The organism is Actinomadura decatromicini, assembly GCF_008121305.1.
GTDB lineage: Bacteria > Actinomycetota > Actinomycetes > Streptosporangiales > Streptosporangiaceae > Spirillospora > Spirillospora syzygii.
This window is the reverse complement of sequence record NZ_VSRQ01000016.1, coordinates 1-25280: the sequence shown is the minus strand read 5'-3', so window position 1 is coordinate 25280 and position 25280 is coordinate 1. Positions and strand designations below refer to the sequence as shown.

The window sequence follows — 25280 nt, the reverse complement described above, 5'->3', positions numbered from 1 at the left end:
GTACGCTCGGTACGGGTGCGCCCGGAACGTACGTCGCGCCCGGCCCAAGATCTAGATCACCTGCCGGATCCGGCCATCCTGTCGGCCCGATCGGACATCATGGTGATCGTGCCGACCTCCCCGCCGCCCGCCGCCACGCCGCGTCCGGCGGAGCTTGACGCGGTCTTGGAGCGGATCACGTACGCCAACGAGGACACCGGCTACACCGTGGCGCGCGTCGCGACCGCCAAGACCGGGAGCGACCTGCTGACCGTCGTCGGCGCGCTGCTCGGCGCGCAGGTCGGGGAGAGCCTGCGGCTCGTCGGCCGGTGGCGCTCGCACCCGAAGTACGGGCGGCAGTTCGAGGTCGAGTCGTACACGACCGTCCTGCCGGCGACGATCCAGGGCATCCGCCGCTACCTCGGCTCCGGCATGATCAAGGGGATCGGCCCGGTGATGGCCGACCGGATGGTGGGCCACTTCGGCACCGACATCCTGCGGGTCATCGAGGAGGAGCCGGAGCGGCTCGTCGAGGTCCCCGGCCTCGGTCCCAAGCGGACGAAGCGCATCGGCGAGGCGTGGGAGGAGCAGAAGGCCATCAAGGAGGTGATGGTCTTCCTGCAGGGCGTCGGGGTGTCGACGTCCCTGGCCGTCCGCATCTACAAGCAGTACGGGGACGCCTCCATCGACACCGTCCGCAAGGAGCCGTACCGGCTCGCGTCGGACGTGTGGGGCATCGGGTTCAAGACCGCCGACACGATCGCGCAGGCCGTCGGCATCCCGCACGACAGCCCGGAGCGGATCAAGGCGGGCCTCCAGTACACGCTGTCCGAGGCGGCCGACGACGGGCACTGCTTCCTGCCGGAGCCGAACCTCGTCACGGCGGCGGAGAAGATCCTCGGCGTCGCGCGGGAGCTGATCGTCCCGGCGCTGGACGAGCTGGCCCGCGACGAGGGCGTCGTCCGCGAGCCGATCCCCGGGGACGGGGAGGACGCCGCGACGATCCCGGCCGTGTACCTCGTCCCCTTCCACCGGGCGGAGCGGTCCCTCGCGCGCGGCCTGCTCGACCTCCTCGACGCGAAGGACGACCGGCTCAAGGCGTTCGCCGACGTCGACTGGGGCCGCGCGCTGCCGTGGCTCAGGAAGCGCACCGGGCAGGAGCTCGCGCCGGAGCAGGAGGAGGCCGTCAAGCTGGCCCTGACGTCGAAGGTCGCGGTGCTGACCGGCGGGCCCGGCTGCGGCAAGAGCTTCACCGTCCGGTCGGTGGTCGAGCTGGCCGCCGCGAAGCACGCGAAGATCGTCCTGGTGGCGCCGACCGGGCGGGCCGCCAAGCGGCTCGCCGAGCTGACCGGGCACGAGGCGGCGACCGTCCACCGGCTGCTCCAGCTCCAGCCCGGCGGCGACCCGAAGTTCGACCAGGACCACCCGCTCGACGCCGACCTCGTCGTGGTGGACGAGAGCTCCATGGTCGACCTGATCCTCGCGAACAAGCTGGTGAAGGCGATCCCGCGCGGCGCGCACCTGCTGCTCGTCGGGGACGTCGACCAGCTCCCGTCCGTCGGCGCGGGCGAGGTCCTCGCCGACCTGCTCGGCGCGGAGCCGATCCCGCGCGTCCGGCTGACGCGGATCTTCCGGCAGGCGCAGCGGTCCGGGATCGTCGTGAACGCGCACCGCGTCAACTCCGGGGAGCATCCGCAGACCAACGGCTTCCCCGACTTCTTCCTGTTCCCGTGCGAGGAGCAGGACGAGGCCGCCGAGCTGACCGTGGACGTCGTCGCGAACCGCATCCCGCGCAGGTTCGGTCTCGACCCGCGCCGCGACGTCCAGGTCCTCGCGCCCATGCACCGGGGCACCGCCGGGGCGGGCGCGCTGAACGCCCTGCTCCAGGAGGCGCTGACCCCGCACGACGAGGCGCGTCCCGAGCGCCGCTACGGCGGCCGCGTCTTCCGCGTCGGCGACAAGGTCACCCAGCTCCGCAACAATTACGACAAGGGCGAGGCGGGCGTGTTCAACGGGACGGTCGGCGTCGTGACGTCGGTGTCCCTGGAGGAGCAGTCGCTGACCGTCCTGACCGACGAGGACGAGAGCATCGACTACGCCTTCGACGAACTGGACGAGCTGGCCCACGCCTACGCCATCACCATCCACCGGTCGCAGGGCAGCGAGTACCCGGCGGTCGTGATCCCGCTGACGACCGGGGCGTGGATGATGCTGCGGCGCAACCTCCTCTACACGGGGATCACGCGGGCGAAGAAGCTGGTCGTGCTGGTGGGGTCGCGGCGGGCGCTCGCCGCCGCCGTCCGCACGGCGGGCGCGGGACGCCGCCACACCGCCCTCGCCCACCGCCTGTCCCGCCCCGCGTAGCGCGCCCCGCGAAATGTTGAATTCACGGTATTGACAGTTTATCGATCATTTTCAGAATGAGGGAATGATCAGTCTCGCTCCCTCCCGCCGGGCCCGGCTGGCCGCCGCCGCGCTCGGGACCGCCGTCGCCGTCTCCGCCGCGACCGGGTTCACCGCCGCCCCGTCCACCGCCTCCCCGAAACCCGCCCCCCACCGGTGTGCCGCCGGTTTCGTGGGCCTGACCTACGACGACGGGCCCACGACCGGATTCACCGAGAACCTGCTGTCGACGCTCCAGAAGAACGGACTCCAGGCCACGCTGTTCAACATCGGGGAGAACGCGCAGACCAACTCGTCGCTGGTCAGGGCGGAGAAGAAAGCCGAAATGCCGATCGGCAACCACAGTTGGACGCATCCCCACCTGCCCCAGATGACGCACGACGAAATGCTGTCGGAACTGCAACGCACCCAGGACGCCCTCAAGCGGATCACCGGGAGGGCGCCGAAACTTTTCCGTCCCCCGTTCGGCGAGACCAACGAGACGCTGCGAGCGGTCGAGAAGCAGCTCGGACTCACCGAGGTCCTCTGGGACGTCGACACGCAGGACTGGAACGGCGCGACCACCGAGCAGATCGTCCAGCGGGCGAGCACGCTCCAGGACGGCCAGGTCATCCTCATGCACGACGGCTACCCGACGACGATCGAGGCCATCCCGGCGATCGCCGCGAACCTCAGGAGCCGCGGCATGTGCGCCGGCGAGATCTCGCCGACCACCGGACGGGCCGGCCCGCCGGACCGTTCGGTCAGTCCTTGACGCGGAGGGCGGCGAGGCTGAGGCCGGTGAACGCGTCGGCGGCGACGCCGCGGACGCGCTCGCCCCACACCAGGTGGTCGTGCCGCGACCACAGCGGCACCGCCGGCATGTCGCGCAGCATCGCGCTCTCCGCGAGGCGCGCGGAGATCACGCCGTCCTCGGGGACGGCGGCCCGCTCCGCGTCGCGGACGAGGCCGGCCGTGTAGTCGTCGTCGAAGCCCGTCCCGGCGTCCAGCAGCGGGCTGAGCGCGGCGACCGGGGCGGGGTAGGCGGCGGTGGTGTGGACGGCGAACGGCCCGTCCACCCGGTGGTCGTCCAGGGCCTTGCGCAGGTCGGGGACGGGATGCGGGCGCGCGTCGAGCTTGAGTTCGGCGCGGAGCTGGTCCGCGACCGCCTTCACCCAGGCGTCGTCGCCCCGGCCCGTCTCGTACCAGAGGTTCAGCGGTCCGGTCGGCCCGCCCGCGTCGGCGAGCGCGGCGACGGCGGCGTCCGAGTCGTGCACGCAGAGCCGGCACTGCCCCTCGCGGTGGCCGGGACGGATGCCGGGCGCGACGAGCGAGTCGGCGGGGGAGTACTGGCGGCCGAGCGGCCCGTCGGTCACGGCGGCCCGGTCGATCGCCATCGACAGCGCGTGCCGCAGGTTCGGCGATCCGAGCCGCCGCTCCCACTCCGGGAACGCCAGGTAGGTGACGTCGCGTCCGGGCACGACGCGGTGCCGGTCGCCGAAGTCGGCCTCCATCGACTCGTGGCGCTGCGACGGCACCCGCGTCGCGACGTCCAGGTCGCCGGACTCGGCGGCGGCGTACTGCGCGGCCGCGTCCGGCATCGCCTTCACGACGACGGAGCGCCCGCCCCCGCGCGGCGCGAGGACGACCTCCCGCGCCGTCCGCGCCGTGACGCGGAACGGGCCGTTGCCGACCGGGGCGCGCCCGTACGACGCCCAGTCCCGCGAGGCGAGGACGCGCTCGGGCAGCGGGAAGAACGCCGGGTCGCCGAGCAGCGCCGGGAACCCGCCGAGCGGACGGTCGAGCGTGACGCGGAACGTCCGGTCGTCCTCGACCTTCAGGCCGGGCACCGACGCCTCTCCCTTACGCGCGCCCTTCACGCGCGCGACGTCGGTGAACAGCCGGGCCCCGGCCCAGCCCTCGCGCAGGACGGCCGTCCACGCGCCGGTGAACGAGCGGGACGTGACGGGCGTCCCGTCCTGGAACGTCGCGCCGGGACGCAGCCGCACCGTCCAGACCTTCCGGTCCGGCGTGGTGACGGACTCGGCGGCGGCGTTCACGGGCGCGCCGGTCGCCGGGTCGTAGCCGACGAGGCCCGTCCACACCGCGTTCGCGATCATCCGGCCGGTGTCGTCGCGGACGTCGCCGGGCAGCAGCGTCGCCGGGGCGGGCGCGCCGACCGAGATGCGCGGGTCGGCGTCCCCGCTCCACGCCTGGAACGCGGCGACCGGCGCGAGCAGGACCACGACGGCGCCGGTGACCAGGGCCGCGGTGCGCGTGGAGCTCTTCAACTGCCCCTCCCGGGAGCCGAGCGGTCGACCTTCGGGGAGAGTAGATCAGCTCGACAGGTCCCACCAGTCCTTACGCTGCTGAGTCCATTTCGTGACCCGAGCTCCTGTTGATCAGTCCCGGCGGCGCGGTCACACTGGCGCACGAAGATCCTTTTCCGTGGAGGGTGCGATGTTCCCCCGCACATCCGGTCCCGTCAGACGGCTGCTCCAAGGGGGCGGCGCGGTCGCGGCGTCCCTGTCCCTGATGGCGGGCGCCGCCTGGGCCTGCCCGCCCGAGCCCGAGAACGCCCAGGCCAAACAGGCGTCCACCCGGGCGGACGGCGGCGAGGGCACGAGCGGCGGCCCGCACTCCGGGCACTACCGCCGGGCGGCGCCCGCCAAGACCGACTCGGAGGCGATCAAGGGCGTCCGGCGGGTCGGCGGCGTGCCCGACGCCAAGGGCGCCATCTCGCTGATGTTCATCGACTACGGGCACGGCCGGCACAAGCGGACGATCATGTACGCGACCGGGCAGTTCGGCCTGAAGGCGTACGACGTCAGCGCCGACCCCCGCGTCCCGAAGCTGGTCGGGCAGCTCAACATGCCGGGCATGTGGGAGACCGAGGACACCGACTTCGATCCCAAGCGCAAGATCATCTACCTGTCCCGGGACCCGCGCGCGTTCGGCGGCAACACGCACACCGGCGAGTCCGGCATCTACGTCGTGGACGCGTCCAAGCCGGAGAGCCTCAAGCAGATCACCTACGTCCAGGTCCCGGCCGGGCACACCACCACCTGCGTCAACGACTGCCGGTACCTGTGGACGGGCGGCCCCGCCAAGGCCGACTGGATGCCCGCCGACTGGGGCGGCCGGCCCGTCTGGGTCACCGACGTCCGGAACCCGGCCAAGCCGAAGGTGTTCGCGGACCCGATCGACACCGGGCGCAACGACGGCAAGACCGACTACACGCACGACATCCAGGTCGACTCGGAAGGCGTCGCGTGGGCGTCCGGACGCGGCGGCGTGCGCGGCTACTACACCCGGGGCCGGCACTACGACCCGCTGGCGAAGCGGTGGCGCACGGCGACGGCGCACGACCCCGTCCCGTACGCGGGCGGCGGCCTGGACGAGGCCACCACCAACTCCACGTTCATGCACAATAGCTACCGCGCGGTCGGGCGCACCCGTGACCAGGCCGCCGACCCGCGCAGGTGGGGCAACGGCAAGCTGCTGTACATCACCGAGGAGACGTTCAACGCCGGCTGCGCCGACGACGGCCTGCTCGTCATCGCGTCGCTGAAGGGCTCCTACGGCGGCGAGGGCTGGCGCTCCACGCCGCAGGACCCGTTCCGCCTGCGCACCGTCGCCACGTGGGGCGTCGCGGGCAAGGAGGGCACCGACAACAGCGGCGACGAGCGGAGCAAGGACTGCTCGGCCCACTACTTCGACGTCCGCGACGGGATCATCGTCCAGTCGTTCTACGCACAGGGCACCCGGTTCCTGGACGTCACCGACCCGACGAACCCCCGGCAGGTCGCCTACTACCGGCCCGCGGACGCCGAGTCCTGGCAGCCGTACTGGCACGGCCGGTACGTCTACGTCGCCGACAACACGCGCGGCGTGGACGTCCTGGAGCCGACCTTCCGCTGACCAACCGCCCCACCCGCAGAGGCCCGTCTTCCCCCCAGGACGGGCCTCTGCATCTGCCCCGGAGCCGGCCCATGCCCCGGCCTACGGCCGGTGGTAGGGGCCGCCGGACTCGCGGGCGTGCCGCTCGGCCGCGTCCACGGCGGACTCGGCGGCCGACCTGGCGGCCCGCCGCAACTGGTCCCCGGCCCGCTGCACCGCGCGGACCGGGCGCGCCGGCAGGTGCCGCGTCGCGCCCCGGCTGCGCCGCCAGTGCTCGCGGGCGCGGGCCCGGTGCTCGACGCGCAGGTTCTCGATGAGCCGGTCGATGTCCATGGACACCTCGCCGTACAGCGGCCACAGGTCCCCGGACGCGGCCCGGTCGTGCAGCCGCCGGGCGAGCCGGGCGCGGCGCTCGCGCGCCACGTCCACGCGGACCTCCAGGTCGTGCTCGGCGCGGAACGGGCGGGCGTCGCGGGCGAGGTCGGAGCGGGCCAGCCGCCCGTAGGCGGAGATGCTCGCGGCGATCCCGGCGAGCGCGTCGCCGAGCTCGGCGCGCAGCGTCGGGTCGGTCATCAGCCGGCCGCGCGGGCCGAGCCGCTCGTCGTCGGCGAGCGACCGGGTGAGGCCGCGCAGCGACAGCGTGAAGTGCTCCATCGTCTCCATCGCGTTGCGCAGCGCGACCCCGGCGTCGATGAGCCGCCGCGCCCGCGTCCGCGGGTTCAGCCGGACGCTCTCCTCCGCCGCGCCGAGCTCCCGGTCGGTGCGGCCGATCTCGCGGGACAGCCGCTCGGCCTTCTCCTGCCAGCCCGCCGCCTCCCGCTCGCGCGGCTCGCCGCGCAGGCCGTCCGCGATCTCCGCGATCAGCTCGCGGAGCCGCTCGGCGACGTCCTGCACGGCCTCCTCGGCGGGACGCACCCGCACCGACGGCACGAGCAGCGTCGCCGCCAGCCCGGTCGCCGCGCCGAGCAGCGTCTCCAGGACGCGCTCGGCCGCGCCGCTCTCGCTCGCCGAGCCCAGCGCGAAGATCAGCATCGCGGAGATCGGCACCTCCAGCACGTGCTCGCCGAGGCGCAGCGCGTGCCCGATGACGAGCGCGGCGAGGATGGTGAGGCCGAGCGTCCACCAGGAGAACCCGATCGTGCTCGCCGCCATGACGGCGACCAGCACGCCCGAGGTGACGGCGGCCACCCGCAGGATGCCCGCCTTGATCGTCTGGTACACGGAGAACTGGACGACGAGCAGCGCGGTCAGCGGCGCGAGCAGCGGCCGCGGCACGCCGGCGGGCAGCACCGCGAGGGCCAGCACGTACGCGAGGACGGCGGTGGCCGTCAGCCGCGCGATGCGGTACCCGGCGGACCGCACCTCCGTCGCCACGCGCAGCGGCGACCGGCCCGGCCGGTCGGAACGGTCGGCGCTGCCGCGGAGGAAGGGCATGTACGGCATGCCCTGTGTCCTTCCCGCATGACGGCAATATCCCGGCAAAGCCGTGGATCAGGTGCGGCGGCGCGCCCGGAAGGCGGCGACGTTCGTCCGGTTCGCGCAGGACTCGGAGCAGAACCGGCGCCGCCCGGCCCGGGACGTGTCGGCGTACACCCGGTCGCAGCCGTCCGCCGCGCACACCCCGGTCCGGCCGAGGCCGTGCTCGACGATCAGCTCGGCGAGGTTCATCAGCGTCGTCGCGCGGAACCGGTGCGGGAGCCGCGCGGACGGCGGCGCGTAGTGCATGTGCAGCCCGTGCGGCTCGTGGTCGGCGAGGTGCGGGTGCATGGGGATCTCCAGCATGAGCCGGTTCAGCATGGTCATCGCGTCCTCGACCCGGGCCGCCTCGAAGAACGCGCGCAGCGTGCGCCCCCAGTCGCGGAACTCGGCGGCGTCGGCGTCCTCGAACTCCTGCCAGAAGAACTCGTTGTCGCGCAGGATGCGGCGCAGCGCGTCGGCCGAGTCGTCCCCGCCGGCGCTGGTGACGGCGTTGACCAGCGCGGCCGCGGCGGCGACCCCGTGGCTCTTGTATCCGGTGATCCGCATTGCCCCCGCCTCCGATGCCATGACATGCTGTAAACGACGTACCAGATATAACCATTACACGACACGCTGCCCTGGGGATGCGCGGTGGACGAATGCCCACGCTGTGGCTGGCCCGAGTCCGAGGTGTACGACGTCCTGTCGCGGCACCTGACGTCCGAGGGCGTGGTGACCTACACCCGCTGCGCATGCGGCGAGGTGCAGGTCCGCGTCCGGCCGTTCGCGCCGGGCGCCGCCGTCTCGTCGGGCCCCGTCGTCTCGTCCGGGCCCGACGTCTCGTCCGGTCCGGCCGAGCCGGACCCGTCCTAACGCCATCGGCTAATGCCGCCACCGCGTCACCGCGGCGACCTCCTCGGGCGTCGCGCCGTCCAGCAGGTCGATCTCGCCGCGCCGGACGGCGGACACGGTGTCCGTCACGGCCTCGCCGAGCGCGTCCCGCAGCACGTCGTCGGCCTCGAACGCGGCGACCGCCTCCTTCAGCGACGCGGGCAGCGGCCGGATGCCGCGGGCCGCGCGCTCGGCCTCCGGCAGCCCGGCCGGGTCGACCCCGACCGGCTCCGGCAGCCGCCGCTCCGCGCCGATGCCGTCGCGCCCGGCGGCGAGCAGCGCGGCCAGCAGCAGGTACGGGTTGGCGGCCGCGTCCACGCACTTGACCTCCAGGTTCGCCGCGACCGACCGCTCGCCCTCCGCGCCGGTGACGAACCGCAGCGCCGCCTCCCGGTTCTCCAGCCCCCAGCAGGCGAACGCGCCCGCCCAGTGCGACGGGACGAGCCGCAGGTAGCTCGCCACCGACGGCGCCCCGACCGCGAGCAGCGCGGGCAGCCGGGCGAGGATCCCCGCGGCGAACGCCTCCCCGGCGGCCGTCATCCCGCACGGGCCGTCCCCGCCCGCCATCGCGTTCTCGGACGTGTCCTCCCGCCACAGGCTCAGGTGGACGTGCGCGCCGTTCCCGACCGAGTCGGCCTCCACCTTCGGGGAGAACGTGGCGGCGAGCCCGTGGCCCATCGACACCGCGCGGATCGTCTCGCGCACGAGGACGGCGGTGTCGGCCGCGCCGACCGGCCCCTCGGCGGCCACCGACACCTCGTACTGCCCGGCCGCGTACTCCGGGTGCAGCTGGACGACCTTCACGCCGGTCGCCTTGAGCGCCTTGAGGAGGTCGCGCAGGTACCCGGCCAGCTCGGTGACCCGCGTCATCCCGTACGCCGGGCCGCGGCAGGCGGGGACGAAGTCGTCGCCGTCGCCCTTGGACACGGCCCACTCGATCTCGAAGGCGGCCTTGACCGTCCAGCCGGCGGAGGCGAGGCGCTCGGTCTCGCGGCGCAGCAGCGCCCGCGTGTCGAGCGGGTGGACGGAGCCGTCCTGCGCGTACCGGAGCGCGGGCGCGTGCGCCCAGCCGGGCAGCGCCGCCAGCGTGACGAGCCGGTCCAGGTCGGGGTGGAGCCGCAGGTCGCCGGACGGGCCGCCGATGTGCCGCCCGGACGTGATCGAGTCGTCCAGCAGGAACACGTCGAACACCGGGGACATCCCGACGCCCCACGTCGCCGCGTGTTCGAGCCGCTCCACCGGGACGGTCTTCGTGCGCGTGATCCCGCTGACGTCCACCCAGGTGAGGGCGACGGCCACGATGTCCTCGCCGGCCAGCCGGCGCGCCGTCTCGGCGGCGCGGGCGCCGAGCCGCGCGCGGGCGCGCGCGTCGAGCCGGTGCCCGACGGGGACGGTGTCAGGGATCTGTTCCACGTTGTTCGCTCCCGATCAGTGCTGGCTCCGGTAGGAGTGGGTGAGGACGCGGGCGCGGCCCGTAAGGGCATCGTAGGGAGCGCCCGCTCGTTTCAGGGAGGAGGCGGGCCGTGCTCGGGTACCTGGAGTCGCTGCCGCTGCTCGACCACCACTGCCACGGCGTGCTCGGCCGGGACGTCGGCCGCGCCGAGTTCGAGGCGCTGCTGACGGAGGCGGACACCGCCGCGCCCGGCGTGAGCATGTTCGACACGCAGGTGGGCTTCGCGCTGCGGCGCTGGTGCCCGCCCGTCCTCGGCCTGGACGCGCACGCCTCGCCGGACGACTACCTCGCCCGCCGGGCCGAGCTCGGCGCGGCGGAGGCGAACCGCCGCTTCCTGGAGGCCGCCGGGCTGGCCGCGCTGTGCGTGGACACCGGCTTCGCCCCCGAGGCGATCCTCGACCCGCCGGAGCTCGGCCGGCTCGCCGGGGCGCCCGCGCACGAGATCCTCCGGCTGGAGGCGGTGGCGGAGGAGGTCGCGGCGGGCGGCGGCGACGCGGCGCGGTTCGCCGCCGACGTGCGCGCCCGGATCGACGCCCGGCACGCGGGCGTCGTCGGCGCGAAGTCGATCGCCGCGTACCGGGCCGGGCTGGAGCTGGAGGGGGCGCGGCCGTCCGCCGCCGAGCTCGCCTCGGCCGCCGGACGGCTGATGCGGCAGAAGGAGCCGCGCGTCTGCGACGAGGTCCTGCACCGGTACCTCGTGTGGTGCGCGGTGGACGCGGGGCTGCCCGTCCAGTTCCACATCGGGTACGGGGACGCGGACGCCGACCTGCGCCGCGGCGACCCGCTGCTGCTCGCCGGGCTGCTGCGCGCCATCGACCCCGTCCCCGCGCTGCTGCTGCACAACTACCCGTTCCACCGGAACGCCGGGTACCTGGCCCAGGTGCTCCCGAACGTGTACGTCGACGCGGGCCTCGCCACCCACAACCTGGGCCACCGCGCGCCCGCGCTCATCGCGGAGCTCCTGGAGTTGGCGCCGTTCGGGAAGGTGCTTTACTCGTCTGATGCGTTCGGGCTGTCCGAGCTGTACTACCTGGGCGCGGTGCTGTTCCGGCGCGGCCTCGCCGCATTCCTGGACGGCGGAGCGGCGGACGGCGCGTGGACGTCCGCGGACGCCGAGCGCGTCGCGGGGCTGGTCGCGTCCGCGAACGCGCGCCGCGTCTACGGGATCGGAGAATGACGGGAGGACCGCATGGCGGGACGTGAACGGCTGCTGGTCATCGGGGGCGACGCCGCGGGGATGAGCGCCGCGTCGCAGGCACGCAGGCGGCGCGGCCCGGACGAGCTGGAGATCCTCGTCATAGAGCGCGGCAACCGCGCGTCCTACTCGGCTTGCGGCATCCCGTACTACGTCGGCGGCGACGTCGACGAACTCGACAAGCTGATCGCCCGCACCCCGGCCGAGTTCCGGGACCGCGACATCGACCTGCGGATCCGCGCGGAGGCCGTGGAGATCGACCTGGACGGCGGCCGGGTCCGCGTCCGCGACGTCGACGGCGGCGGCGAGCGCTGGGAGCCCTACGACGACCTGATGGTCGCGACCGGCGCGGTGCCGAGGCGGCCGGAGCTGCCCGGCGCGGACGCGAAGGGCGTGCACGGCGTGCAGATCCTGGACGACGGCGTCGCCGTCCGGCGCGCCGTCGAACGGGACGACCCGCGCCGCGCGGTCGTCGTGGGCGGCGGCTACATCGGCCTGGAGATGGCCGAGGCGATGGTGAAGCGCGGCCTGGAGGTGTCCATCGTGGACGCCGCCGACCAGCCGATGAGCACCCTCGACCCCGACATGGGCGCGCTCATCGCCGACGCGATCCGCGGCATCGGCGTCGACCTGCACCTCGGCGAGGGCGTCGAGGGGTTCGACACGGCGGCGGACGGGAGCGTCACCGCCGTCCGCACGGCGGGCCGGACGCTGCCCGCCGACCTGGTCGTCCTCGGGCTGGGCGTGCGTCCGAACACCGAGCTGGCACAGGCGGCCGGGATCGAGACCGGGCCGACCGGCGGCATCGTCGTCGACCGGCGGATGCGCACCCGCTCCGACCGGGTCTGGGCGGCGGGCGACTGCGTGGAGACGCGGCACCTCGTGTCCGGCGGGCCGGTCGCGATCGCGCTCGGCACGCACGCGAACAAGCAGGGCCGGGTCGCCGGGGTCAACCTCGGCGGCGGCTACGCGACGTTCCCCGGCGTGGTCGGCACCGCCGTGTCCAAGATCTGCCGGGTGGAGGTCGCGCGGACCGGGCTGAACGAGCGGGAGGCCGCCGCGGCCGGGTTCGACGCGCTGAGCGTGGCGGTCGAGTCGACGACCCGCGCCGGATACCACCCGGGCGCCACCGTGATGACGACCAAGCTGATCGCCGAGCGGCGGTCCGGGCGGCTGCTCGGCGCGCAGATCGTCGGCGAGGAGAACGCGGCCAAGCGCGTGGACGGCCTCGCCATCGCGCTGTGGAACGGCATGACGGTCGAGGAGATGACCGGGCTCGACCTCGGCTACGCGCCGCCGTTCGCGCCCGTCTGGGACCCCGTCCTGATCGCCGCCCGCAAGGCCGCCGACGCCGTCGAGGCCGACATGCGACGGGACCGCTAGGCGAAGCGGTTGCTCGGGACGGGGCCGGGGGAGCGGAGGGCGTCCCTGGGCCCGGTCGGCCACCGGTCCGCGACCGCGCGGACGAACCCGGCGAGCGCGTCGTCGGGGTCGGGCGGCGCGCCGTCGGAGGCGTCCTCGTCCGGCTCGGGGAGGGCGCGGACGATCTCGTCCGCCAGCTCCTCGGCGGGCCGCTCGTCCGGCGGGACGGTCTCCGGCTCCCCGCCCGGCGACACCTGGAGCCGCTCGCCCCACGGCGACTTCGCGACCTGGTGCAGCAGGCCGCTGACGTCGGCGGTCACGGCCGGGGGATCGGTCCAGCAGGTGGCGCGCTCGAACAGGACCTGCCCCTCGGCGCGCTCCCACAGCCCGTCGAGGCCGGCGGCCTCGTTCAGGCCGGCCTCGTTCAGGTCGTAGGCGACGACGAGCGCGTCCGGGCGGGCCGGGTCGAACGGCTCGGCGGGCAGCCCGAACAGCCGCGCCGCCGCCAGCCCGAGGACGCGGCTCGACCGGTCGGGCAGCAGGCCCACGGACGCGGGCCGCCGTCCCGCCGCGTCCAGGACGAGCCGCAGCCGGTCCAGCGTCCGCCGGCACGTCTCGAAGGTGTCGGAGGTGTAGGCGAAGCGTCCGGTCATGCCGTCGTCGAACCCGTACGGGGAGATCGTGAGGAGGACGCCGCCGCCGAGCGTGAACTGCCAGCCGCGCAGATCCTTGAGGTCGAGCGGGCTGACGGTCCGTACCGCGCGGGCACGGTCGAGCATCCGGGCGAGCCGGTCGCGGGCGGGCGCCCAGTCGGCGTCGTCCGGCGGCGGGAGGCGCGCGGCCTCCCGCTCGGCGCGGTCGGCGTCCCCGGCGAGCAGCGCGTTGTGGGCGAGCAGGTACCGCGCGGGCCACGGGGCGAGCGCGTCCACCCTCGGCTCCAGCGCCTCGACGGCCTCGGCGTGCCGGTTCTCCCGTTCCAGCGCGGCGACCAGCTCCATCAGCAGGACGGGCTCGTCCGGGAGGAGGGCGATCGCCGCGCGCAGCGCCGGGATCGCGAGGAACGCGACGCCGCGCTCGATGCACGCGTAGCCGAAGTCGTACAGCTCCTGCGGGCCCTGCCGCGCCGCCATCGCCCCGGCCGCCTCGCGCAGGTCGTCGAACCCGGACCGGTCGGCCGCAGTCGCCATGAGCCGGGCGATCTCCCCGAGGTCCATCGACTCAGCGTTGAACCGCAGATGCCGGATCAGCCCGGCGATGTCGCCGTTCTCCAGAAGTGCCCGAGCGTCGGTCATGGGCGGCCACGTTACCGCCGCGACGGCCCGCCGATCACGGCGTTTTCCCCAGTGCCGCGTCGGCGGCGCGGACAACGTCGGCGACCAGATCCTCGGTGTTCTCGATTCCGGCGGAGAAACGGACGAAACCCGGTGGGACGGCGTCGCCGCCCCACCGTTCCCGCCGTTCCGCGGAACTGTGCACGCCGCCGAAACTCGTGGCCTGCATGACGAGGCGCAGCGCGCCGAGGAACGTCTCGGCGGCCGTCTCGTCCGGCAGCGCGAACGACAGGACGCCGCCGAACCGCCGCATCTGCCGGACGGCGGTCCCGTGCGACGGGTCGCCGGGGAGTCCGGGATAGCGGAGCCCCGAGATCCCCGGGCGGTCGCGGAGCGCCTCGGCGAGCGCGAGCGCGTTCGCGGCCTGCCGGTCCAGCCGCAGTTCCAGGGTCGCGAGCGACCGGTGCGCGAGCCACGCCTCCATCGGCCCGGGAATGGCGCCCACGGTCTTGCGCCACACCCGGACCTGCTCGGCCAGTTCGGCATTCCGGGTGGCGACGTGTCCGAGCAGCAGGTCGCCGTGCCCGGTCATCGCCTTCGTGTCGCTCGCGACGGAGAGGTCGGCGCCCAGGTCGAGCGGACGCTGCCCGAGCGGCGTCGCGAAGGTGTTGTCGACCGCCACGAGCGCGCCCGCGGCGTGCGCGGCCTCGGCGATCCGCGCGATGTCGCACACGTCGAGGTTCGGGTTGGACGGCGTCTCCAGCCACACCAGGCGCGCCCCGGCCAGCAGGCGGAGCTGCGCCTCGCCCGCCGTGGGCGCCGTCCGGACGGTGACCCCGTACGACTCCAGCCGCTCTTTCAGCGCCCGCGTCGTGTGGTAGCAGTCGTCGGGCATGACGACGACGTCCCCGGTCCGCGCCTGCGACAGCAGCACGCTCGCGACGGCCGCCATCCCGGACGAGAACGCGACGGCCTCGGCGCCGCCTTCGAGGTCGCCGATGGCGCGTTCCAGGAGCGTCCAGGTCGGGTTGGCGTCGCGGCCGTAGGCGTAGGGGCCGGTCGCCTCCCCGGCCAGGTGGTAGTGGGCGGCGAACACCGGGCCCGGCAGCCCCGGTGTGTGGTTCTCCGGCGCGGGCCGTCCCGCGCCGACGGCCAGCGTCCCGTCCCCGACCCTCACCCGGCGTCCCTTCCTCGAACCAGCAGGTCGCCCCCAGTTTCGCAGGTCAGGCTTCGCGGAGTGAATCGGAGATGCCCCGGGCGAGGTCCGCCTCCTCGGTGCGGCCGAGGCGGTCCAGCGCGTACGCCTTGTTGTAGTAGTCGTTCCAGGAGTCGAGGCCGTTGTCGATGGCGTAGTCGATGGCGGGGAGCGCCTCGGCGAAACGGCCGAGTTTCACGAGCGCCGCGCCCTTGATGCTGTGCGCGCTCGCGGCGTCGTAGGTGCTGCCGCCCCGGGTGCGGCCGGCGGCGATGAGGGCGAGGACGTGCTCGGCGGCGGCCAGCGCGTCCGCGTCGCGGTCCTCGTCGAGGATGAGGACGGCCCGGTTGAGGTGCGCGGCAGGGAAGCCGGGCTGGAGCGCGATCGTCCGGTCATAGGCGTCGATCGCCTCTTCGACGCGCTCCATTCGTGCCAAGGCCCCGGCCTTTTCATACAGCGCGGCCACGTCCGACGGATTGTGCAGGAGCGCGTTGTCGAAGGCGTCGAGCGCTTCGGCGTCCCGGTCGAGTTGGACGAGCGCGCCGCCCCGCCAGTAGTGCGCCGCCGCGTATTCGGGACGCAGCCGGATCGCCTCGCCGAGTTCGGCCAGCGCGTCCTCCGGCCGCTCGGACTCGACGAGTTCGACGCCGCGCCGGAGATGCTCCACCGCGGGCGGGCGCGGCCGTCCGCTGAGCTGTTCCAGCCGCTTCCCCGGCGCGAGCCTCCCGCCGCAGGACGCGCAGCGCGGCGCGCGGAACCGGGAGCCGGGCGCGTGGCAGCGGTCGCAGAAGTTGTCGCCGCAGTCCTCGCAGATCATGAACTCGATCGCGAAGTGCTCCGGGTCGTTCACCGCGACGGGATTGCCGCCGCGCGCCTTCGACACCGAGATCATCCGCATGCACGCCCAGCCCGAGCATTTGAGGAGCATGGTCGCCGTCCTTTCCCCGCTTACGTGTCATCCGCGAATTCGTAGTCCCAGTCGATGTCCCAGGCGCGCATGGTGCCGTCCCTGGCCTGCGACACCGCGACGGTCGCGCCGGCGCTCAGCCGCACCCGCTGGACGGGCGTCGTGTGCGCGTCGACGGTGAGCAGACGGCGGCCGGACGGGACGTCCCACATCCGGAGCGTCCCGTCGTCCTCGCCGGACAGCGCGAACCGGTCGTCGCCCGCGCACCGCGCCAGGGAGGTCGAAGACCCCGACAGCGTGTGCAGCAGGCGCCCGCCCGGCACGTCCCACACGCGGAGCGCGCCGCGCGGGCCGAGCGTGGTGGCGAGCCCGCCGTCGCCGGTCACCTCGATCGCGGACAGCTCCTCGGACGGCCCCGGGACGTAGCCGTCCGCCTCACCGGTCGCGCCGTCGGCCGTCCACAGCGTCCCGACCGTGTGGCCGCAGGCGACGATCCGCCGGCCGTCCCCGCTCGGCGCGGCGGGCGGGCGTGCCGCCGCTTGCGGTCCAGGTCCCACATGGTCGCGACCCGCTGGAAGTCGCCGACGAGAAGGGTCCGCCCGCCGGGCCCGAACCGCACCGACAGGACGAACCCGCCGTGCCCCTTCAGGACGTGTCTGCACTTGCCCCTGCGGAGGTCCCATACCCGGACGGTGCCGCGCTGGTCGCCGGACGCGGCGAGGAGGCCGTCCGGGCTGACCGCGATCGTCCGCACCTCGGCGCGGTGCCCGGCGAGCACGCGGACGCATTCGCCGGACGCCGCGTCCCACACCCTGACCTTCTCGTCGCTGGCCCCGGTGAGCAGGCGGCGGCCGTCCGGCGTGAAGACGGCGCACTCCACGGACACGCCGCCGACCCGCAACGTGTGCCGGACGTCGCCGGACGCCACGTCCACCACCCGCACGATCGGCCACCCGCCGAACGTGACCGCGAGGAGGCCGCCGCCGGGCGCGAGGTCGCAGTCCTGCACGGACATGCCGTCCGCCCCCGGCAGCTCCCGCGCCTGCCAGGCCGCGGCGGGCGCCGTCCGGCGGCCGTGCCGCCCGGTCCGCCGCCACAGGTCGAGCAGCTCGCGGTTGCGGGCGTGACCGGGGACGTTGCGCGCGGCGCGCAGTTCGGCCGCCGCCCGCGCCCACCGTCCGGCGTCGGCGAGCCCGCGCGCCCGTCCGAGGGCGAGGTCCACGGTCCCGGCGTCCCGGGTCAGGTCGGCGGCGGCGCGCGGCCTGGCGTGGCTCCACGGCGAGGGCGGGCCCGCGTGCGCGAGCCGCCACGCCCGCACCTCCGGCCCGCCGGACGCGGTGAGCGCGCGCCGTCCGTCCGCGCTGAGGACGGCCGTCCCGGAGACGGTGCCGTCGCCCGGCAGCGTGCGGATGCAGCGCCCCTCCCGCAGGTCCCAGAGCTGGAGGCCGTCCGGTCCGGTGGCGAGCGCCCAGGCGGCGTCGCCGCTGACGGCGAACCGCGTGTCGCGCGCGGCCGGGACCTCGGCGGCGCGGAGGACGCGGCCCGCGACGGCGTCCCACACGCGCAGCTCCGACTCGACCGAGGCCAGCGCGGCGCGCCCGTCCGCGCTGAACGCGACGCGGGCGCGCGGGAGCGGCGTCGAGCGGACGAGCGCGCCCGTCCCGAGGTCCCAGGCGCGCAGGCGCATGGTCGTCGGCTCCCACCGCACGACGTGCCGCCCGTCGCCGGTCACCGCGACGGCCCCGCCGAGCCGCGACGGGAGGTCCTGCTCCCGTTGCAGGGTGCGGACGCAGCGCCCGGTCGCGACGTCCCAGACGCGGACGGCGCCGCCCTCGGTGGCCGACACGAGCAGGGAGCCGTCCGGTGCGAAGGCCAGCGCGTCGACGCGGCTCGCGTGGTCGTCGGCGCGGTGCAGGAGGCGGCCGTCGCGGACGTCCCACACCAGCATGGCGCGGTCGCCGCCGCCCGAGGCGACGTGACGCGCGCTCGCCGCGACCGCCTGCACGCCGCCGTCCAGACCGGCGGCGTGCGCGGGAACGAGGGCGTGCAGGCAGCGGCCGGTGGCGAGGTCCCAGACGCGGACGGCGCCGCCCTCCGACCCGGGCTCGGGCGGTGACGCGGTGTCCGCGCTCCCGCTCACCGCGAACGCGCCGCCCGGGTCGAGCGCGATCGCGCGCACCGCGTTCGCGTGCCCCGCGAGGACGAGCGGGGGCGGCGGGACGTCCGCGCGCCCGGCGCGTTCCAGCGCGGCGGCGGGCTCCGGGGCGTCCGGCGCGCGCCGGGCGGCGGACCGCAGCAGCGGCACCGCCCCGGCCGGGTCGCCGCGCTCCAGCAGGACGAGCCCGAGCAGGTGGTCGCAGGCCCACACGTCCGGATGCGTCTCCCGGACGCGCCGCAGCTCCGCGACGAGCTGCGCGTCCGTCAGCCGGGCGGCGCGCCAGCGGTGCAGGCCCCGGTTGTAGACGGCGTGGGGGTTGTGCGGGTCGGCGGCGAGCGCCCGCTCCCACAGCGCCTCCGCGCGCTCGGCGTGGCCGAGGTCGAGCATGGACAGCGCCTGGTTCGACAGGCCGTCCGCGAGCAGCGTCGCCCGCGCCGGACGGTCCCGCGGGTACGGCTCGCGGGCCGCCTCCGCGTACACGGTGACGAGCGCGTCGGCGATCTCGCCCATCCCGGCGGGACGCGCCGCCGGGTCCGGCCGGAAGCACGCCCGCAGCAGGTCGACGAGGCCGGGCGGCGGCACGGGCAGCTCGTCCCGCGTCGCGCGGGACAGGAAGTCCTCGAACGCCTCGCGCGCCGTCTCCCCGGACCGGGTCGGCGCGCCGCCGGTGAACATCGACAGGACGCTCAGCGCCCACGACCACACGTCCGTCGCGCGGGTCAGCGCGACGTGCTCGCCCGCCGCCGCCCGCGCCTGCTCCGGCGAGCAGTACGCGGGCGTCAGGCCCGCGAAGCTGACCAGCGGATCGGGGTCGGGGCGCGGCTCGCCGCCCTCGCCCGCCCGGATCCGCGCCTTCGCCAGCCCGAAGTCGGTGACCTTGACCGTGCCGTCCGCGGCGAGCATCACGTTGGCCGGCTTCACGTCCTGGTGGACGAGCCCGGCGCCGTGCGCGTGCTCCAGCCCCCACGCGAACTGGATCGCGACGTCCAGGAACCGGGCGACCGTGCGCCGCTCGTCGGACTCGCGTAACCGTCCCTCGTGGACCGCGTCGGCGAGGCTGCCGCCGTCCACCCACTCGGCGAAAACGCCCGGCACCGACCCGATCAGGCGCACGTACGCGCATTCCACCGTGTTCGGATGCGGTCCGAGCCCGACCCACGTCTCCGCCTCGGCCGCGAACTCGCGGACGCCCCACTCGGTGCCCACCAGCTCGGGACGCGGCACCTTCATGGCCAGCTCGGCGTCCCAGCCACGGTGCCGGACCCGGTACACGAGGCCCATCCCGCCGGTCGCGATCACGTCGAGCACGTCGTAGAGGCCGAGGACGACGTCGCCGCGCCGCCACGTCCGGGAGGCGCTCGCGTCGATCACCCGGCCGATCCTACGGGCGACGCGCCCCGGCGGGCATCACGCGCGGCAGGTCAGCGGCCGCCCGCCGTTGAACTCGATCATGTCGTTGAGCGCCGCGACCAGGTCGATCGGCCCGCCGGGTTCGAGGCCGTCCAGCTCGGCGTAGGCGCGGTGCAGGTTGCCGACGAGCCGCTCGGCGTCGGTCAGCTCGGCGAACGGCCCGAGGTCGGCCTCCCGCGCCGCCTCCAGCGGGGTCAGCCCGGCCGGTTTCGCGGCGGCGGCCGTCGTCCGCACGAACCGCGCGTACTCGACGACGCGGTCGATCAGCTCGGGGCCGCCGACCGGGCCGTGCCCGGGGACGATCGTCTCCGCGCCCAGCGGCGCGACGACCTCCTCCAGGACCTTGAGCGCGCCCGCGACCGACCCCATCATGAGGAACGGCGTGCCGCCGTTGAACAGCAGGTCGCCGCAGAACAGCACCCGCCGCTCCGGGATCCACACGATCGAGTCGTTGGTGGTGTGCGCGGGCGTCCCGACGTGCCGGACGTCGCAGCGCAGGTCGTCCACCCAGAGGGTCACGCCCTCGGTGTAGGTGAGGAACGGCGGTTCGAGTTCGACGTCGCCCCAGTCGACCTTCGTCCAGAACGGCTCGTCGAACGGCCTGCCCCAGGCGAGCGCGCCCTCGCGCGTCCCCTCGTGGCCGACGACGGTCGCGCCGGGGAACAGGTAGTTGCCGAACGTGTGGTCGCCGTGGTGGTGCGTGTTGACCAGCGTCCGGACGGGACGGCTCGTCACCGACCCGATCGCGTCCAGGTAGGTGCGCGTCCTGCGCTCGGTGGAGCAGGAGTCGACGCTCGTCACGCCGCGCGAGCCGACGAGGAACCCGGTGTTGTTGATCCACCAGGTGCCGTCCGGCTGGACGTAGGCGAACACCCCGTCCGAGACCTCTTCGAGGTGCGGGCTGCCGGGCCCCTCGCGGCCGGGTGCGTCGCTCATGGAACCCGGATCCTAGCCCGTCCCGGCGGCCGGGTCAGTGCTCGAACTCGGGGACGGTCGTCAGCAGTTGCGGGCGCGGCGAGCTCTCCCGCGCGGGCGGCTCCGGCGAGCGCGCCGAGCGCAGCACCTCCCCGGCGCCGAGGACGGCGGCGTCGCCGGTGTCGTCCCCGATCCGCGCGGTGAGGCCCGTCCGCTCGCGGATCAGCCGCTCCAGGCCGGGCAGCCGGGCGCATCCGCCGGTGAGGGTGACGCCGACGCCGAGCAGGTCCCCGGCGATCTCCGGGGAGCAGCCCGCGAGCCCGGCCTGCACGGCGTCGACGATCTCCGCGACCGGCCCGGCGATCGCCCGGCCGACGTCCACGGTGGTGAGGACGATCTCGCGCGGCATCCCGGTCGCGAGGTCCCGGCCGTGCACCACGGTCTGCCGGACCGGCCGCCGCCCGAGCGGCGGCACCGCCCCGACCTCCAGCTTCGCCTGCTCCGCCGCCGACACCGACAGCGTCACGTTGTGCTCGCGGCGCACCATCGCGACGATCGCCCGGTCCAGCGTCGACCCGCCCACGTGCGCGGTGTGGGACGTGACGAGCCCGCCGAACGAGATCACCCCGACGTCGGTGACGTCCGCGCCGATGTCGGCGACGACCGCGACCTCGGGCCGCGCGGACGAGGTCAGCCCCATCCCGATCGCGGCGGCGATCGGCGTCGGCACGAGCGTGAGCCGCCGCGCGCCCGCCTGGTACGCGGAGAACTGCAGCGCGCGGTAGTGGACGGACGTCAGCCCGCTCGGCACCGTCACGACCAGCCGGGGACGCGCCGTGTAGTGCCTCCTGTGGTGCTTGCGGACGAGGTAGCGCATCAGGTACTCGGCCTCGTCGGTCTCGGTGGGCGCGCCCTCCCGGATCGGGCGGACGAGCGTGACGTCGGGGTTGCGTCCCGCCATTTCCCGGGCGGGGGAGCCGAGGGCGAGGATGCGCCCGGTGCGGCGGCACCTGGCGAGCACGGACGGTTCGCGGCAGACGACGCCGCGGTCTCGCACGTGCATGCGGACGGTGGCGCTGCCCAGGTCGATTGCGGTGTCCCGGCCCGCGAAGTCCCACATCGCGTCCCTCCCAGATCGCCCCGTAAGTCGCAAGAGCCCTGTTAATGCCCTCGCGTCCCGGGGCCGATGCCCATGGCCCGGTAAGTGAATGGCAAGGTCATTGCGATCATCGATCCGGCATGTCCGGAAGGTGAACGGGGACTCCGCGCCCGCCCGGGCCCCAGGACCGGGCGGGCGTCAAGAGATCATGTGAAAACGGTGTGGGCCGGCGGCTCGCCGGGTCGGGACGCGGTGTCGGGGCGTGGTGCTGGGGCGTGGTGCCGGGGCGCGGTGCCGGGGCGGCGTGCCGGGGCGGCGCGGACCCGCTGGAGCTCGCCGCCCGACAGAGCTCCAGCGGGACGTCCGCGAACGGCGCGGCCGCCGGCGTCGGCGCGGCACCGCGTGCCCCGGCCGCGCGGGCGCCGCGCGGCGTGCGGGACGTTTCACCCGTGCACAATGAAAACGGTTATCGTCCGCAAGATAGCACGACTCGTCCGGAACGTCCTGGCACGATCCGGCCACGCCGTCCGCCGGGGGGCAGGCGAACGCTTCCGGCGACTCGCCGGGGCCGGGGAAGATCTCGTCCACCCCGGCGAGGAACTCCTCGGACGGCTCGAACTCCGCCGCGCGCGCAGCGCCGGGTCGAGCCGTCCGCGGCTGCGCGGGCCGAGCATCCGGACCGCGCTCCAGGTCGAGCGCGCCGCCCGCCGCGCGGGCGGCGCGCGCCGCCCGGATCAGTTCGGGACGTGGCCGGGCGCCGTCAGGTCGTCCGCCGGGCCCACGTACTTCGCCCAGGCGTGCCGACTCGGGTCGGCCTTGTAGCTGGGCCTCGGCGCCGGGTTGGCGCCGTCCGGCGACGTGTCCGGGCCGGCCGCCGCACCCGCTGCCGTGCCGGGGGCGGGGTCGGGGGCGTGCTCCGATGGTTTACCGGGCGATTTGGGCAATGTATCGGTAGGTGGCGGAATATGGAGGCTCCGCTGATTATCTGGCGGTTTTTGATCGGCCTCCTCCTCTTGCGCGCTCATCCGGTCGATCTTCCGGACGAGCTCCTTCACCGACGCCGACCATTCCCTGTAGGCGGGGGCGCCCGGACGTACCGCGCCCGCGAACTGCCTTTTGCGGGTGCCGCCGAGCTTGTCGATCCGGACCCTCGCGCCCGCGTGCGGGGCGTGCAGGAAACGTCCGTTCCCGACGTACATTCCGACATGGCTGCGGCCGTGGAAGAAGATGAGGTCGCCCGGCTTGAGGTCGCTCAGGCCCACCTTCCGCCTCACCCCCCGGTACTGCGCGTACGTGACGCGGGGCAGGTGGACGCCCCCTCTCCGCCACGCGGCCATCGCGAGGCCCGAGCAGTCGTAGCCGCTGGGGCCGTCGGCGCCCCACCGGTACGGCTTGCCGATCTGCCTGCGCGCGAACGAGATCGCCCGCTTCGCGCGATGCCGCTGGCCCGCCTCGCGCGTCCGGTAGGCGTCGTAGGCCCTGACCTTCTTCAACGTGGCCGAGTCCAGATGCATGCTTCTCAGCACGGTGGGGTTGAGCTCCGCCAGCGCGTGCGAGCTCAGCGGCGCGGCGAGCACGAACCCGGTCGCCGCCGCGGTGACGGCGGCGCGGAGCGCCCTCTGTTTTCGGACGGCCGCCCGGGCCTGGCCGGTATCGCCTTCGGACACCGTGTCCGCGGCCGTCTCCCGGGCGCCTGCCCCATTGTTGCGAGGTGCGATGGACATTCGCGTGCTCTCCGTTCCGGATGTTCGGGTTTCCAGCGGCAGGTGATCTCCCGCCCTGGATTCGGGTACCCGTTGAACGCTCCGGAATTTTGCGAGCGCGCCGATTTTACATGATCATGACGCCGAATTAAGGTCGGCCTTTCGTGTCTTTGGTCAAGTGGTCAGATGGGCGAGCGAGGTCAGCGGAACGGGCAGCCACGCGGGCCGGTTCCGCGCCTCGTACCGCACCTCGTAAACGGCCTTCTCGAATTCGAAGGCGCGGATGAGCACCGCGTGCGCCGCCGGGTCGGCGCCGCCCGCGGCCGCGTAGCCGCGGCAGAACGCCGCCCGGTTGCGCGCCGCCCAGGCGTGCGCCCTGGTCTCCGGACGGCCCGGCTCGGGCGGTTTCGTCCCCGGCTTGGCGATGAGGAAGCGGGCCGCGTACTCGAAGGAGCGGAGCATCCCGGCGACGTCCCGGAGCGGGTGGGCGAGGGCGCGGCGCTCGGCGGGCGGACGGGCGGGCTCGCCCTCGAAGTCGAGCAGCGTCCAGCCGCCCTCGGTGCGCAGCACCTGGCCGAGGTGGTAGTCGCCGTGCACGCGCTGCACCGGCAGCGGCTCCGCCCGCGCCGCGAGGTCCAGGAACGCGCCGGTCAGCGCCTTCGCGTGCGGGGCGAGGCCGGGCACGTCCCGGCAGGTGCCGGTCAGCTCGGCGTTCATCCGCGCCGCCATCGCGCCCACCTCGGCGGCCGGGAGGACGGTCACCCCGAACGCGTCCGCGAGGGCCCGGTGCACCTCGGCGGTCGCCGCGCCGAGCCGCTCCGCCTCGGCCGCGAAGTCGCCGCCCGCCGCGCTCGCGTCCAGCTCGGCCCACTCGCCGTCGCCGGGCCGGGGCGTGTGCGCGAACCAGTCGCGGACGCTCGCGATCGCGAGGCTCCAGCCGTTCGCGCCGGTGTGCAGGTAGTCGGAGAGCAGCCCGAGGGTGACGGGCCCCGCGTCGGGACCGCCCGCCCGCGCGTCCGGGCCGGGCTCCAGCTCGATCCAGCCATGGACGGACGGGACGTGCGCGCACCCGCGGCGGGACAGCGCGAGGTTCACCTCGAGGTCGAGGTTGACGCCCCGGGTGAGCCGCCGGAACAGCTTGCATATGTAGACGTCGCCGAACAGCAGCGAGGTGTTGCTCTGCTCGGCGGTGATGGGCAGGCTCGCCAGGTCGGTCCGGATGGCGGCGCCCGGCGCGTGGTGGAAGCGCAGCGGGCCGCTGGACGACCCGGCGGCCAGCTCGGCGAGCAGGACCCGCGTCAGGTCGGGGTCGTGCGCCGCGTCGTACAGGCGCACGTCACGGCGGCCGGCGCGCCCGCCGATCTCGACGTGCCGCAGCCGGTCCGGCAATTCGCTCCGGACGCCGAGCAGCAATTGGTAGTGGTCGGTGACCCCGTTCTGGTGGACGTCCAGGACGAGGTGGTGGAGGGCGGGGTCGCCGGAGCGGAGTTGGGTGGCGGTGCCGATGGCGAGGTCGTCGATGGGGCCGTCCTTGCCGCCGAACCACCGCTGCCTCGGCAGCCATTCCGCGAGGTCCCGCGTGAGGGCGGGGCGCGAGGGCAGCACGGTCACAGGGCCTTGGCCGAGGCCGCCAGGGCGGGCTCCAATTCGTCGTCCGGCGGAATGAGCTGGAACCAGTAGAAACCGTGCCCGGGGAGCGTCAGCAGATACGGCAGTTCACCGATCGCCGGGAACTGGACGCCGCCCATGCATTCCACGGGGGAGTACCCCTCGAAGCGGCGGAGGTCGAGTTCGACCGGCTGCGGAAACCGGGAAAGGTTGCTGACGCACAGGACCGCGTCCATCTCGCCCCACGGGCTTTCGTCCTCGGTGATCTCTCGGGTGAAGGCGAGGACGGAGGGGTTGGAGGCGGAGAGTTCGACGTAGGAGCCGACGCCGAAGACGGGGTGGCGTTGGCGGATTTCGATCATTTTGCGGGTCCAGTGGAGCAGGGATCCGGGGT

At 74.5% G+C, this 25280-nt stretch carries 21 protein-coding genes; 7 read left to right on the top strand and 14 right to left on the bottom strand.

The window, feature by feature from the left end; translation table 11 throughout:
• Positions 1 to 108 precede the first annotated feature (108 nt).
• Both recD2 and FXF68_RS41690 read left to right on the top strand, forming a co-directional pair.
• Positions 109 to 2343, top strand: a complete 2235-nt coding sequence (recD2, locus tag FXF68_RS41695) for an SF1B family DNA helicase RecD2 (protein ID WP_246179256.1) — start codon at positions 109 to 111, stop codon at positions 2341 to 2343.
• 64 nt (positions 2344 to 2407) lie between these two features.
• Complete coding sequence (locus FXF68_RS41690; protein ID WP_148768361.1) at positions 2408 to 3136, top strand: polysaccharide deacetylase family protein; 729 nt, start codon at positions 2408 to 2410, stop codon at positions 3134 to 3136.
• Here the strand turns inward: FXF68_RS41690 and FXF68_RS41685 are convergent.
• A complete protein-coding gene (locus FXF68_RS41685; protein WP_148768360.1) occupies positions 3126 to 4652 on the bottom strand; it encodes a peptide ABC transporter substrate-binding protein in 1527 nt (508 codons plus the stop codon). The genes FXF68_RS41690 and FXF68_RS41685 overlap by 11 nt on opposite strands.
• 169 nt (positions 4653 to 4821) lie before the next feature.
• On the opposite strand from FXF68_RS41685, the gene FXF68_RS41680 reads away from it, so the two are divergent.
• Positions 4822 to 6282, top strand: a complete 1461-nt coding sequence (locus tag FXF68_RS41680; protein WP_148768359.1) for an LVIVD repeat-containing protein — start codon at positions 4822 to 4824, stop codon at positions 6280 to 6282.
• Between the two features lie 81 nt (positions 6283 to 6363).
• On the opposite strand, the gene FXF68_RS41675 is transcribed toward FXF68_RS41680, so the two are convergent.
• Positions 6364 to 7704, bottom strand: coding sequence for an aromatic acid exporter family protein (locus FXF68_RS41675; RefSeq protein WP_148768358.1), 1341 nt, complete (start codon positions 7702 to 7704; stop codon positions 6364 to 6366).
• A gap of 48 nt (positions 7705 to 7752) precedes the next feature.
• On the bottom strand, positions 7753 to 8286 hold the full coding sequence (locus FXF68_RS44330) for a CGNR zinc finger domain-containing protein (RefSeq protein ID WP_148768357.1): 534 nt from the start codon (positions 8284 to 8286) through the stop codon (positions 7753 to 7755).
• An 84-nt stretch (positions 8287 to 8370) separates the two neighbouring features.
• On the opposite strand from FXF68_RS44330, the gene FXF68_RS41665 reads away from it, so the two are divergent.
• Positions 8371 to 8592 carry a hypothetical protein gene (locus tag FXF68_RS41665; protein ID WP_148768356.1) on the top strand — a complete coding sequence of 74 codons (222 nt, stop codon included), beginning with the start codon at positions 8371 to 8373 and terminating at the stop codon, positions 8590 to 8592.
• 9 nt (positions 8593 to 8601) lie between these two features.
• Here FXF68_RS41665 and FXF68_RS41660 read toward each other — a convergent pair whose 3' ends face one another.
• Positions 8602 to 10023: a type I glutamate--ammonia ligase gene (locus FXF68_RS41660; protein WP_222870348.1), complete on the bottom strand. Its 1422-nt coding sequence runs from the start codon at positions 10021 to 10023 to the stop codon at positions 8602 to 8604.
• Positions 10024 to 10133: 110 nt separating this feature from the next.
• Here FXF68_RS41660 and FXF68_RS41655 point away from each other — a divergent pair, with 110 nt between their 5' ends.
• Positions 10134 to 11240 carry an amidohydrolase family protein gene (locus FXF68_RS41655; protein ID WP_148768355.1) on the top strand — a complete coding sequence of 369 codons (1107 nt, stop codon included), beginning with the start codon at positions 10134 to 10136 and terminating at the stop codon, positions 11238 to 11240.
• A gap of 12 nt (positions 11241 to 11252) precedes the next feature.
• Entirely contained in the window at positions 11253 to 12641 is a 1389-nt protein-coding gene (locus tag FXF68_RS41650; RefSeq protein ID WP_148768354.1) for an FAD-dependent oxidoreductase, read from the top strand.
• Here the strand turns inward: FXF68_RS41650 and FXF68_RS41645 are convergent.
• From FXF68_RS41645 to FXF68_RS41615, 7 genes are read right to left on the bottom strand one after another with little or no spacing between them, the layout of a single operon-like run.
• On the bottom strand, positions 12638 to 13912 hold the full coding sequence (locus FXF68_RS41645; protein ID WP_148768353.1) for a hypothetical protein: 1275 nt from the start codon (positions 13910 to 13912) through the stop codon (positions 12638 to 12640). The genes FXF68_RS41650 and FXF68_RS41645 overlap by 4 nt on opposite strands.
• Before the next feature lie 34 nt (positions 13913 to 13946).
• The gene (locus FXF68_RS41640) at positions 13947 to 15068 is read right to left on the bottom strand and encodes a cystathionine gamma-lyase (RefSeq protein ID WP_148768352.1); all 1122 of its coding nucleotides are present in this window, start codon (positions 15066 to 15068) and stop codon (positions 13947 to 13949) included.
• A gap of 46 nt (positions 15069 to 15114) precedes the next feature.
• Positions 15115 to 16014: a tetratricopeptide repeat protein gene (locus FXF68_RS41635; protein ID WP_148768351.1), complete on the bottom strand. Its 900-nt coding sequence runs from the start codon at positions 16012 to 16014 to the stop codon at positions 15115 to 15117.
• Positions 16015 to 16034: 20 nt separating this feature from the next.
• Positions 16035 to 16379, bottom strand: coding sequence for a WD40 repeat domain-containing protein (locus tag FXF68_RS41630; RefSeq protein WP_148768350.1), 345 nt, complete (start codon positions 16377 to 16379; stop codon positions 16035 to 16037).
• Positions 16376 to 19522, bottom strand: coding sequence for a protein kinase domain-containing protein (locus FXF68_RS41625; protein ID WP_148768349.1), 3147 nt, complete (start codon positions 19520 to 19522; stop codon positions 16376 to 16378). Before FXF68_RS41625 ends, FXF68_RS41630 begins: the two co-directional genes overlap by 4 nt.
• 36 nt (positions 19523 to 19558) lie before the next feature.
• Positions 19559 to 20497 carry an MBL fold metallo-hydrolase gene (locus tag FXF68_RS41620; protein ID WP_148768348.1) on the bottom strand — a complete coding sequence of 313 codons (939 nt, stop codon included), beginning with the start codon at positions 20495 to 20497 and terminating at the stop codon, positions 19559 to 19561.
• Positions 20498 to 20531: 34 nt separating this feature from the next.
• The gene (locus tag FXF68_RS41615) at positions 20532 to 21596 is read right to left on the bottom strand and encodes a rod shape-determining protein (RefSeq protein WP_148768347.1); all 1065 of its coding nucleotides are present in this window, start codon (positions 21594 to 21596) and stop codon (positions 20532 to 20534) included.
• 435 nt (positions 21597 to 22031) lie between these two features.
• On the opposite strand from FXF68_RS41615, the gene FXF68_RS41610 reads away from it, so the two are divergent.
• Positions 22032 to 22397, top strand: a complete 366-nt coding sequence (locus FXF68_RS41610) for a hypothetical protein (protein ID WP_148768346.1) — start codon at positions 22032 to 22034, stop codon at positions 22395 to 22397.
• Here the strand turns inward: FXF68_RS41610 and FXF68_RS41605 are convergent.
• From FXF68_RS41605 to FXF68_RS41595, 3 genes are all read right to left on the bottom strand, one after another.
• Positions 22310 to 23242 carry a C40 family peptidase gene (locus tag FXF68_RS41605; RefSeq protein WP_246179254.1) on the bottom strand — a complete coding sequence of 311 codons (933 nt, stop codon included), beginning with the start codon at positions 23240 to 23242 and terminating at the stop codon, positions 22310 to 22312. The genes FXF68_RS41610 and FXF68_RS41605 overlap by 88 nt on opposite strands.
• Before the next feature lie 210 nt (positions 23243 to 23452).
• On the bottom strand, positions 23453 to 24883 hold the full coding sequence (locus FXF68_RS41600; RefSeq protein ID WP_246179252.1) for a maltokinase N-terminal cap-like domain-containing protein: 1431 nt from the start codon (positions 24881 to 24883) through the stop codon (positions 23453 to 23455).
• Between the two features lie 2 nt (positions 24884 to 24885).
• On the bottom strand, positions 24886 to 25280 hold a 395-nt coding region (locus FXF68_RS41595), incomplete at its 5' end, for an alpha-glucosidase C-terminal domain-containing protein (protein ID WP_187438381.1).